Source organism: Paramagnetospirillum magneticum AMB-1 (genome assembly GCF_000009985.1).
Classification (GTDB): Bacteria; Pseudomonadota; Alphaproteobacteria; order Rhodospirillales; family Magnetospirillaceae; genus Phaeospirillum; species Phaeospirillum magneticum.
Genome location: NC_007626.1, coordinates 3345137 through 3357021, shown reverse-complemented (window position 1 = coordinate 3357021; position 11885 = coordinate 3345137). Strand labels below are relative to the sequence as shown.

Below are 11885 nucleotides of genomic sequence, written 5' to 3'. Positions count from 1 at the left end.
CTAAGGGCCTGATGGTATATGCCAAACGGCGTGATCTTGAGCGATCGTCCAGCCGGGTGGTCCAAACAAAATAGGGAGTGTCCGATGCGTGACAACGGCGCGATCACCAACCGCGAGGTGGAACTGAAGGACGACGACATGCTGGTGTCGCGCACCGATGCCGGCGGCCGCATCACCTTCGTGAACAAGGCCTTCATCGATATCAGCGGCTTTACCGAGCAGGAATTGCTGGGCTCGCCCCACAATCTGGTTCGCCATCCCCACATGCCCAAGGAGGCGTTCGCCGATCTGTGGGCCTCCATCAAGGCCGGACGGCCCTGGGAGGGCTACGTCAAGAACCGCACCAAGACCGGCGATCACTACTGGGTGCGGGCCAATGTCACCCCATTCATGGAAAAGGGCCAGATCGCCGGCTTCATCTCCATCCGCTCCAAGCCGACCCGGGCTCAGATCAATGCCGCCGAACAGGCATACGCGCTGTTTCGTGAAGGCAAGGCCCGGGGCCTGGCCATTCGCGACGGGCGGGTGGTCTCCACCGGCCTGGGCGGCAGGGTTTCCGCCCTGAAGAATTCCATCGCCGGACGCCTGTCCGGAGTGCTGGCCGTGCTGGGAGTGCTGATGCTGGTGGTGGGCTGGCTGGGCATTTCCGGCATGCGCGGCATCGGCGAGGACATGCGCGAGGTCTATCTGGAGAACACCATGCCGGCCATCGATCTGGCCGAGGTCGCCGATCTGTCCCAGGAAAACTATCGCCAGATCGCCAGCATCGCGGTGCAGATGCTGGCCAATCAGCATTGGGTGCCGGTGTCCGAGCGTCTGGCCGCCATCGAGTCCAACTCGCAGATCATCAATCGCAAGTGGGAGCACTATGCCCAGGGCAGCCACCCGGCCGAGGAACTGGCACTGATCGAGAAATTCGCCAAGGCGCGCACGGCGTTCCGCGACCAGGGGCTGATTCCGGCGGTGGATCTGGTCCGCAAGAACGATGCGGCGGCACTGTCCAAGCATTTCGGCGAGGCCATGCGGCCGCTCTACAACGCCAACCATGTCGCTCTCAAGGGTTTGATCGACTATCAGAGCAAGGATGCCGGCAATACCTACGCCCGGGCCGAACAGCATCTGTCCTCGCGGACATTCCTGGTGATCGGCGCCCTGGTGGTTGCCGTCGTTCTGGGCTTCATCCTCGCCGTCTGGATCCTGGCGGGCATCCGCAATCCCCTGAAGGCCATGGAGCGGCATTTCGACGCCATCGCCTCGGGCAATCAGGCGCATGAAATCCCCGTGGCCGACATGCAGGAATTCGGGCAGCTCCATTCGCTGCTGCGGGCGCTCAAGGCCAAGCTGGGCTATTCCGCCCTGGAAAAGGCCGAACTGGACCGCCAGGCCGAGGAGAACCGCAGGGCCGAGCTCAACCGCGTCGCCAAATCCCTGGAGGACCGGGTCAAGGGCGTGGTCGATCTGATCGACGTGTCGTCGGGCTCGCTGCTGGGCAATGCCCAGACCCTGTCGGCCAATGCCCAGCAGACCATGGTACAGGCCGGCAACGTCACCGCCATGACCGGTCAGGTTACCGCCAATGTCCAGTCGGTGTCGGCGGCGACTCAGGAACTGTCGTCCTCGGTGACCGAGATTTCCCGTCAGGTGGCCCATGCCGCCACCATCTCGGGCGATGCGGTGCGTCAGGCGGGCGAGACCGACCGCATGGTCCGCAGCCTCGCCGAGGCGGCCCAGAAGATCGGCGAGGTGGTCAACCTGATCACCGACATCGCCAGCCAGACCAACCTGCTGGCGCTCAACGCTACCATCGAGGCGGCGCGGGCAGGCGAAGCCGGCAAGGGCTTTGCCGTGGTCGCCAACGAGGTCAAGCATCTGGCCAACCAGACCGCCAAGGCCACCGAGGAAATCGGCCAGCAGGTCACCGCCATTCAGGGCGAGACCCGCTCGGCGGTGGAAGCCATCCGCTCCATCTCGGGAACCATCGAGAATATCAGCGAGCTGTCCTCGGCCATCGCCGCCGCGGTGGAGGAGCAGGGCGCCGCCACCGCCGAGATCGCCCGCTCGGTGGAACAGGCGGCCCACGGCACCGCCTCCGCCGCCGAAAATGTCGAGGTGGTCTCGGGGGCCGCCGAGGAGACCAAGCTGATGTCGGATCAGGTCTACGAGGCCGCCAACGGCCTCAAGGGCGCCTCGAACCAGTTGGCCCAGGAGGTGGCGGGCTTCATCCGCGAAATCCGCAGCGCCTGAGCCGCGGGCGCGGGGAAAACATCAGGCCCCGGTCTTCTCGGCCGGGGCCTTTTGCTTGGCGGTGGCGTGTTCGATATAGTGCCAGGCGAACAGGGCGGGCAGGCCCATCAGCAGCTCACGCCCGCGCTTCAGCAGCGAGACCGCCAGGGCGATCTCGGTGGGCAGGCCCAGCACGGCGCCCACCAGCATGTAGCCGCCCTCCTGCAGCCCGATGGCGCCGGGCACCACGAAGGCCACCGAGCGGATGGCGTAGATGATGCTTTCCAGGGCCAGAATCTCGGCCAGCCCCAGGGGATAGCCCAGCAGGCGCAGCGCCACCCAGGCCTCGATCGCCCCCGCCGCCCAGGCCAGGATGTGCCAGAACACCGAGCGGGCGACACGGCCATGGTCGGCATACAGCGCGTTGACGGCGGCATGCACCCCGGCATCGGCGTCGGGGGCGTCCCAGGCATGGGGCATGATCTTGGCCGGCAGGGTCTCCAGGAAACGCATCACCACCGAGCGCTGCAGGGCGACGAAGATGGCCAGGCCGGGAACGCTGATGCCTAAGGCGATCAGCGCCCAGCGGGTGACCTCTGCCTCGGGGTAGAGGTGCAGCCACAGGGCGACGCCCAGGATGCTGAAGAAGAACTGGGCGATGGCCTCGGCGGTCAGGTCGACCATGACGATGGCGCTGGCATCGGCCACCCGGAAGCCGTAGCGGGTCATCAGGCGGATGCCGGCCATTTCCGCCGACAGGGGCAGAATGCCGGCCAACTCGCCCACCCCGTCCTTGATCCAGCGGGCCACCGAGAACTTCCAGGTGGGCACCTCGTCCTGCAACAGCCCCCAGGCCACGCCGCACAGCGCCACGGGCAGCGCGTGGGTCAGTGCCATCAGCGCCACCCCGGTCCATCCGGCGGTGTTGAGGGCGCCGCCCACGTCGCCGAAGCCGTCGCGCATATACCAGGCCACGGCGATGATCAGGGCGATCAGCCCCAGGCGCAGAAGATTGCCCTTCATTGTCCCCGAGCCTCCGCGGCGAAGGTGGTCAGCGTGATGCCCAGCTCTTCGACCTTGCGGCGGTTTTCCGGGGCGATCAGGGCCTTGTACTCGTCATCGATGCGGTAATGGGGCGGCATGGGGCGTGCCCCGCTCCAATGGGCGGTGGCGGGATGGCAATAGATCTCCGACAGCCCTTCGGGCAGCACGCCCAGGAAGGAATTGACCTTGGCGGCATCCATCTGGCCGGAATCATTGAGGCCGAAGGCCCGTTCGTTGACCACCAGCCCTCTGGCCTTGGCCTTGGCCGCCATGGCGCGGTTGCGCCGCCAGTGGAAGAGGCCGTTGGACAGCCTTGTGCCCAGCCGGTCGCCCCTGGCCCGGTAGGACAGCAGCGGCGGCTCCCACGGAATGCGGATGCCCGGCGCCCCGTACTCCACCGCCAGATCCAGCACCAGGGCGAAGACCGTGGGGTGCTGATGGTAATGATGGTGGAAGTCCACATGGGCGAGCGGCAGGCCGGTGGCCTTGAACAGCTCGAACTGGGTGCGCATCTCGGCGCTGACCTGACGCTGCGCCGCCTTGGACAGGAAGATGCGGGTGCCGAGCCGGACCAGATCCAGGGTGAACAGCCCGTTCCCGTCGACCAGATCGGGGATCTGGCTGGGCGCCAGGGCGGGAATGCCGTCCACCAGGGTGACGTGCAGCCCGACCCCCAGCCCAGGCAGGCGCCGGGCGCGCTCGACCGCGTCGTCCACGGCGCCTTCGGTGACCATCAGGCTGGCGGCGGTGAGGATGCCGTTGGCATGGCCGTCCTCCACCGCCCGGTTGATCTCGAGCGAGCGGCCGAAATCATCGGCGGTGACGATCAGGCGCTTGCTCACAGGGCGGACCCGGTGGACGACGGCTTGCCGATCAGGTGGAAGATGGCGGGCAGCACGATGAAGGTGGCCGCCACCGACAATCCCAGCGACAGGAACAGCAGCAGCCCCATGGAGGCGGTGCCCAGATGGGGCGACACCGCCAGGCTGCCGAAGGCCGAACCGGTGGTCAGCGCCGAGAACAGCACCGCCCGCGTGGTGGGCGACGACAGATGGTCGGTGACGCCGTTGCGCCAATTGACCACGAAATAGATGTTGAAGGCGACGCCGATGCCCAGCAGCAGCGGCAGGGCGATGACATTGGCGAAGTTCAGCGCGATTCCGGCCAGACGGGCCGCGATCACCGTGGCCAGGGCGCCCAGCACCAGGGGCGCCAGCACCAGGGCCGAGTCCAGCCAGCGGCGCAGCATCAGGCCCAGCAGCAGGCCGATGGCCACCAGGGCGCCGATGCCGGCCACGGCGAAGGCGCCGATCACCACCCGGCCAGATTGCTCCATGGAGATGGGCGCGCCGGCCATGAAGGGGGTGACGGCGGTGACGGCGGCGTTGAAGCGGTTGCGCGCCTCCTGGTTCTGCATGTCGATCTTGGGCAGCACCTGGACGCGGGCGCGGCCGTCGGCGGCGACCCATTCGCGCTTCAGATCGGCGGGAATGGTGTCCAGGCTGACCAGTTCAGGCTCCAGCGAGCGGCGCAGGCCCGACAGCAGGGTGGGCAGGCCGGCGGCGGCGGCCTTCTGATAGGCTTCGGCGGATTTGGGGCCCTTGGCGACGATGGCCTTCAGATGTCCGGCCAGAACCTGCGAGGGCTTGTGGTCGGGGGCGACGGCCTCCAATTGCGCCGCCAGCTTGGCCAGAGCCGCCATCAGCTCTTCGGCCGACGGGGCGGGCAGCACCTTGGCGGGGTTGAGGGTGGGGGCCAGCACCATGGCCACATCGGCGATCATGGCCAGCTTGGCGTCCTGCTCTTCGGGAATGAAGGTCAGGATGGTCATCACCCGATGAACCTCGGGCACCGCCTCGAACTTTTCGGTCAGGGCGCGGGCGGCCTCCACCGAGGGGGCCAGGGTCTCGACGGCATAGACGCCGTTATCGGGATTCTTGGCCAGTTCGAAAAAGGCGGAGACCGCCTCGGCCTTGGGGTCCTGCAGGTGCAGCGGATCGAAATCCAGCGGCATGACCGGCAACAGAACCGCGCCCGCCAGACCGACGGCGCAGCCGACGCCGACGATGCGCTTGGCATGGCGGCGCAGGAAGGCGTCGGTGGATTGCAGCTTGAGCCCCACCGGCTCCTTTTCGGGCAGTGGCTTGAGCAGGGCGAGCAGCGCCGGCAGCAAGGTGAAGTCCACCACCAGGGCGATGATCATGCCGCCGCCGGCGATCAGGCCCAGTTGCGACACGCCGGTATAGGCGGTGGGCAGGAATGACAGGAAGCCCACGGCGGTGGCGATGGCGGCCAGCGACAGCGGCGCCGCCATGGAGCGGGCCGAGGCCAGGACGGCGGCGCCCGGCTCGCCCTGGAGAAAGCGCTCGTTGCGGAAGGCGGTGACGAACTGGATGGCGAAGTCCACGGCGATGCCGACGAACATCACGGCGAAGGCCACGGAAATGGGGTTGAGGCTGCCCACCGTGGCGGCGGCGAAGGCGGCGGTGGCCACCAGTCCCACCACCAGACTGATCATGATGGCCGCCACCACCCGGCCCGAGCGCACGCCCCAGAACAGCAGCAGCAGCACGGCGATGAACGACAGCGGCGCCGAAATCTCGACGCCTTCGGTCACCGTGGCGAAATTGGCGTCCGACAGGGCCAGATTGCCGGTGATGCTGACCTTGAAGCCGTTCTCGGGGGTCAGCCCCTGGTCCCTGGCCGTGGCGCGCACCGCGTCGATGACCTTGGAGGCGGGCTCCAGGTCGCCGTAATCCAGGGTGCCGTGCACCATCAAAAAGCGGCGCGGCGCATCCTTGGCCGGTCCGCCCGACATCAGGCCCTGCCAGTCCACCGGCTGGGCCTGATGGCCCGTGGCGATGGCGGCGGCGGGCTTGTCCAGCTGGGCGATCAGCGGCTCGATGTCCTTGGGCTGGGCCTGACCGTGGGCAATGCCCTGCAGCACCAGATCCACCGAGGTCAGCAGGCCGCGTAGACTGGGGTCCTTGGCCACCGAGCCCAGCAGCGGTTGGGCCTGGACCAGACGCTCGACGATCTGCTCCAGCTCGGCCGGGGACATGAACAGCAGGCCGTTCTTGCGAAAGAACATTTCCTCGGCCGGGCGCGAGGCGTCGTGGACCAGCCCCTTATGGGCGGCGGGCAGCACCCGGGCGAGGCGCTCGACCGCCTCTTCCGCCAGTTCGGCGGTGGGGCCGTCGATGATCACCGCCAGCCGTTCGGAGGTGCTGGGAAAGGCCTGGTCGATGCTGCGCTCCACCTTGCGGAACGGCAGATCCTGGGAGATCAGCTTGCTTTCGTCGGTGTCCAGCGACAGATGGGTGGCGGCGAACCAGCCCAGCAGCACGGTGGCGGCCAGTGAGGCGACCACCACGGTCCAGGCATGGCGCCAGCACCAGTCAACAAGTCGAACCGCCAGTATCCTGATCATCTTTTCCCGGCTTATCCGCTGGAGCGAAAACAAGGGGGGAATGTGCCTCCTCGGCCTGCCCATAGCAAGAGTCATTGGCTTGAAGCGCAAAACGCGCTACCGTCTATGCTGCATTGCAGCATTTTGACGAGGGCGGCAATGGTGACGCGGGTCAGACGGACGCTAAAGGGCTGGGTGCGGCGGTGGCTGCCGCTGCTGCTGGCGCCGCCCGCCCTGGTGGCCCTGCTGTTCAACGCCTGGGACTTCGCCAGCCTGTGGATCGAGCACGACCGGGCCTACGAGGAGGCCCAGCATCAGGTCCAGGTTCTGGCCCGCGACGTTTCCCGGACCCTGACCACCACGCTGGGGCCGGTGGACATTCACATCACCGACCATCTGCGGCCGGTGGCGACGCGCTTCGTCACCACCCAGGCCTCCTTGCCGCAATTGCAGCGGGTCTTCCAGCTGACCACCCAGCGCCTGCCCCAGGTGGCGGCGGTGCTGGTGTTCGATGCCTCGGGGCGCGGCGTGGCGGCGTCGGTGCCGCTGTCGCGGCCCGGCCCCAGCCTGGCGAACGGCTTCTTCTTCCAGAAGCACCGCGACCAGGGATTGGAAAGCGCCGTCTTCGTCGGCGATGCCTCGGTGACCCTGGGGGAGACGGGGCCGACCCGCTGGCGGCTGATGATGAGCCGCCGGCTGCAGGATCTGGACGGCCGCTTCATGGGGATGCTGCTGCTGCAGTTCGACACCGAGCACATTTTTTCGCAGATCGCCGCCCTCGAGCTCATGCCGGGGGCCGGGGTGCGCATCTTCGACGAGTCGGGCCGCCTGCTGGTCAACCATCCCCGCGACTATTCCCTGGCCGGGCGGACTTTCTGGGACAGCCGGCTGTTCCGCCGCTGGGACGCCGAACGGCGGGAACTGGTCGGGCGCATTCCCGATCCCACCGATGAATCGCCGGAAATCGGCGCCTTCCGCGCCATCGACGGCTATTCCCTCCTGGTCTCGGTCGGGCTGTCCGAGGATCTGGCCCTGGTGGAATGGTGGCGGGAACTGGCCCTTCTGCTCCTCACCGTCGGCGTGTTCGTCGCCGCCTCCAGCGTGGCGGCGCGCCGCGTGCTGGCGAAATGGGTGTTGCATCTGAATGGCAAAGGGGAGGATGACAGGGGATACCGAGACGGCGACGGCATTTGATTTCCTGATCATGACACCAGTTCAGCCCCTTTCCTTTCCCCGCCGTGGCGCGGCGCCCTTCCTGCCCATGAGCCGGGCCGAGATGGAGACGCTCGGCTGGGACCAGTGCGACGTGGTGCTGGTCACCGGCGACGCCTATGTGGACCATCCCAGCTTCGGCATGGCCATCGTCGGCCGGCTGCTGGAATCCCAGGGCTTCAAGGTGGGCATCATCGCCCAACCCGACTGGAGCGGGCCCGAGCCCTTCCGCGCCCTGGGCCGTCCGCGCCTATTCTTCGGGGTGACGGCGGGCAACATGGATTCCATGGTCAACCGCTATACCTCGGACCGCCGCCTGCGCAGCGACGACAGCTATACGCCGGGCGGCGAGGGCGGCAAGCGCCCCGACCGCGCCGTCATCGTCTATGCCCAGCGCTGCCGCGAGGCCTTCAAGGACGTTCCCGTGGTGCTGGGCGGCATCGAGGCGTCCTTGCGCCGCATCGCCCATTTCGACATCTGGTCGGAAAAGCTGCGCCGTTCGGTGCTGTTGGATGCCAAGGCCGATCTGCTGGTGTTCGGCAACGCCGAGCGGGCCATCGTCGACATCGCCCGGCGGAGCGCGGCGGGCGAGGCGCCCAGGGAGATGCACGACATCCGGGGCACGGTCTTCGTGCGTCCCGGGGTGCCCGAGGACTGGCGGGTGGTGGATGCCTCGGACCTGGAGACCGCTCCGCCGGCCCTGAAGGGCGACAAGGTGGTGGTGCGCCTGCCTTCCTTCGAGCAAGTGCAGGACGATCCGGTGCTGTACGCCCAGGCGTCGCGAGTGCTGCACCAGGAGAGCAACCCCCTCAACGCCCGGCCGCTGGTTCAGCGCCACGGCGACAGGGAACTGTGGGTGACCGAGCCGCCCATTCCGCTCTCCACTCCCGAACTGGACGGGGTCTACGACCTGCCCTATGCAAGGGGGCCGCATCCCTCCTATGGCGAGGCCAAGATCCCCGCCTGGGAGATGATCCGCTTTTCCATCAACATCGTGCGCGGCTGTTTCGGCGGCTGTTCCTTCTGCTCCATCACCGAGCACGAGGGCCGCATTATCCAGAGCCGCTCGGCCGATTCCATCATCCACGAGATCGAGGAGATCCGGGACAAGACCAAGGGCTTTACCGGCACCATCTCGGATCTGGGCGGGCCGACCGCCAATATGTGGCGGCTGGGCTGCCGCGAGCCCGAGGTGCAGAAGGTCTGCCGCCGCCTGTCCTGCGTCTATCCCGACATCTGCAAGACGCTGGGCACCGACCATGATCCGCTGATCCGTCTTTACCGCGCAGCAAGGGGCGTCAAGGGCGTCAAGCGGGTCAATATCGGCTCGGGCGTGCGCTACGATCTGGCGGTGACCAGTCCGGCCTATGTGGACGAACTGGTGCGCCACCATGTGGGCGGCTATCTCAAGATCGCCCCCGAGCATACCGAAGACGGGCCGCTGTCCAAGATGATGAAGCCGGGCATCGGCTCCTACGAGCGCTTCAAGGACATGTTCGAGAAGGCGGCGGTCAAGGCGGGCAAGAAGCTCTACCTCATCCCCTATTTCATCGCCGCCCATCCCGGCACCAGCGACCAGGACATGCTGAACCTGGCCCTGTGGCTGAAGAAGAACGGCTTCAGGCTCGATCAGGTGCAGACCTTCCTGCCGACCCCCATGTCGCTGGCCACCGCCATGTATCACAGCGGCCGCGACCCCATCCGGCCGGTGCGCCGCGTGGGCGAGGAGGTGTTCACCGCCAAGGGCCTGCGCCAGCGGCGCCTGCACAAGGCCTTCCTGCGCTGGCACGATCCCGAGAACTGGCCGATCCTGCGCGAGGCGCTGCAGAAGATGGGCCGCGCCGACCTGATCGGGCCGGGGAATCATCAGTTGGTGCCGCGCGGCGGGGCTGCTGCCGCTCAAGCGGTGGGCGCCAAACCTGGCGCACGCCGCGATCAGCCGCCATTGAGGCGGCGGCCAAGCGGCCGGAAGGCCGCGCCCGGCGAGGGGCGGACATAACCCTACCTCGCGACGCACGCCGCGGGGAAATAGACGCTGACCGTGGTGCCTTCGCCCGGCGTGGAAATGATCTCCAGGCTGCCGCCATGCAGCTCGGCCAGGGACTTGGCCAGGGGCAGGCCCAGGCCGGCGCCTTCGAACCGGCGATCCAGTCCCGTATCCACCTGACCGAAAGGCGACAGCGCGATGGCGATATCCGCCTCGCTCATGCCGATGCCGGTATCGGCCACGTGGAAGGCCATGCCGCCATCGGATTGAAGCGCGCCGCGCAGGGTCACGCTGCCGCCGGCGGGCGTGAACTTTACGGCATTGCCCAGCAGGTTGATCAGGATTTGCTTGGTGCGCCGGGAATCGATCATCAGGGAGGGCAGGGTCTCGGGCAGGTCCTCGCGCAGACGGATGCCGGCGGCCTCGGCGCGGGTGGTGACCAGGCGCAGGCAGGAATCCACCAGTTCATGGGGATTGACCTGCTCGACGCATAGGGTGAAGGCGCCAATCTCGATGCGCGAGATGTCCAGAATGTCGTTGATCATGGCCAGGAGGTGTTGCCCGGCGGAATTGATGTCCTGGCCGTAGATCCGGTAGCGGTCGCCCACCGGGCCGAACATCTCACGCGCGATGATCTCGGAGAATCCCAGGATGGCATTGAGCGGCGTGCGCAATTCGTGGCTCATGGCCGCCAGGAAATCGGTCTTGGTACGGTTGGCCGCCTGGGCCATGGCGGTGGCCTCGCGCAGGCGCTGCTCGGCGTGATGGCGGTGCGTCACGTCGTGGGCGATGATCATCACCCGGTGGACGCCGTCCTGATCCATGGGGTAGGGGGTCATGGTGGTTTCGAACCAGCGGCCGTCGCGCTCGTCCTCGAAATAGACGGCATGGCCCTCGAACACCGCCTGCTGGGCGTAGGCGAAACGCCGCTCGGCCACCTTGGGCGGCATGACCGTGAAGATATTGGCGCCGATCATGGCGTCCTTGGTGGAGCTCAGGCCGGTCGCCGCCTCCTGGTTCAGGTCGACGATGGTGCCGTCCATGCGGATGAGCAGAACCAGAAGCCCGGGGGCATCCAGCATGGCCCGGGCCATGGTGGCGGCTTCGCGCAGGGATTCCTCGGCCTTGGCCCGCGCGGTGATGTCGGTGAAGGTGCTGATGAAGCCGCGTCCGGGGATGGGGTTTCCCCGCACTTCGATGACCGTGCCGTCGGGACGGATGCGGTCGAAGGCGTGGGGCTCCATCCTGCGGGCGATCTCCAGCCGCCGGTTGGCCAGCTCCGCCGGGTCTCCGGGGCCGTACTCGCCACGCTGGGCGTTGTAGAGCATGAATTCGTGGAAGTTGATGCCCTTGACGTTGAAGCTGGCCGGAATCTGGGTCAGGTCGAAAAAGATCTTATTGGCGACTACCAGATTCAGATCGTTGTCGAACAGGCAGACGCCCTGCGGCATGTGCTTGACGGTGGCTTCGAGAAATTCGCCATAGGCGCGGTGGCGCTCCTCGCTGTCTTGCAGCGCCTGGGTGCGGCGTTCCACCATCTGGTCGAGGCGATCATTGGAATCCCGCAGGTTTTCCGCCACCTGGCGGTTGACCGTGACATCGGAATAGGTGGTGACGAAGCCGCCGCCCGGCAGGGGGTTGCCGATGATTTCCAGGATGGTGCCGTTGGGCCGCGTCCGCTCGAAGCGGTGAGCCTGGAACTCCATGGCGGCGTCCACCCGATGGCGGACGGTGGCCTCCACGTCGCAATCGCTGCCGTATTCACCCCTTTGGGCGTTGAAGCGGATGATGTCGGCAAAGCCGAGGCCGTGGGTAAGGAAGCCTTCGGGAAAATCGTGCAGGTCGGTGAAGCGCCGGTTCCATAGAATCAGCCGCAGATCGGCGGAAAAGACCGATATGCCCTGGTCCAGGTGGTCAAGGACCCCCTGCATCACGGTCATGTCGATGTCTTGTCCAGACGGCGCGCCTTTTCGGCTGTCACCCGTCATTCCATTGCCTCCCGGAGAATTA

The 11885-nt window shown here is 66.9% G+C and carries 7 protein-coding genes; 3 read left to right on the top strand and 4 right to left on the bottom strand.

Annotation, left to right across the window (positions count from 1 at the left end):
- Nucleotides 1-84 precede the first annotated feature (84 nt).
- Nucleotides 85-2244 carry a methyl-accepting chemotaxis protein gene (locus AMB_RS15615; RefSeq protein WP_043744762.1) on the top strand — a complete coding sequence of 720 codons (2160 nt, stop codon included), beginning with the start codon at nucleotides 85-87 and terminating at the stop codon, nucleotides 2242-2244.
- A 21-nt stretch (nucleotides 2245-2265) separates the two neighbouring features.
- On the opposite strand, the gene AMB_RS15610 is transcribed toward AMB_RS15615, so the two are convergent.
- Genes AMB_RS15610 through AMB_RS15600 form a run of 3 tightly spaced genes read right to left on the bottom strand, consistent with a single transcriptional unit; the run spans nucleotide 2266 to nucleotide 6697 of the window.
- A complete protein-coding gene (locus AMB_RS15610) occupies nucleotides 2266-3246 on the bottom strand; it encodes an HpnL family protein (RefSeq protein WP_011385477.1) in 981 nt (326 codons plus the stop codon).
- Nucleotides 3243-4109 (bottom strand): hopanoid biosynthesis-associated protein HpnK, encoded by an 867-nt coding sequence (gene hpnK, locus AMB_RS15605; protein WP_011385476.1) that lies wholly within the window; start codon nucleotides 4107-4109, stop codon nucleotides 3243-3245. The genes AMB_RS15610 and hpnK overlap by 4 nt, the downstream gene beginning before the upstream one ends.
- Complete coding sequence (locus AMB_RS15600; protein ID WP_011385475.1) at nucleotides 4106-6697, bottom strand: MMPL family transporter; 2592 nt, start codon at nucleotides 6695-6697, stop codon at nucleotides 4106-4108. The genes hpnK and AMB_RS15600 overlap by 4 nt, the downstream gene beginning before the upstream one ends.
- Before the next feature lie 138 nt (nucleotides 6698-6835).
- On the opposite strand from AMB_RS15600, the gene AMB_RS15595 reads away from it, so the two are divergent.
- A complete protein-coding gene (locus AMB_RS15595) occupies nucleotides 6836-7870 on the top strand; it encodes a cache domain-containing protein (protein ID WP_148207431.1) in 1035 nt (344 codons plus the stop codon).
- 10 nt (nucleotides 7871-7880) lie between these two features.
- Nucleotides 7881-9887, top strand: coding sequence for a YgiQ family radical SAM protein (locus tag AMB_RS15590; RefSeq protein WP_011385473.1), 2007 nt, complete (start codon nucleotides 7881-7883; stop codon nucleotides 9885-9887).
- Nucleotides 9888-9889: 2 nt separating this feature from the next.
- Here AMB_RS15590 and AMB_RS15585 read toward each other — a convergent pair whose 3' ends face one another.
- A complete protein-coding gene (locus AMB_RS15585) occupies nucleotides 9890-11863 on the bottom strand; it encodes a sensor histidine kinase (protein ID WP_011385472.1) in 1974 nt (657 codons plus the stop codon).
- Between the last annotated feature and the right edge of the window lie 22 nt (nucleotides 11864-11885).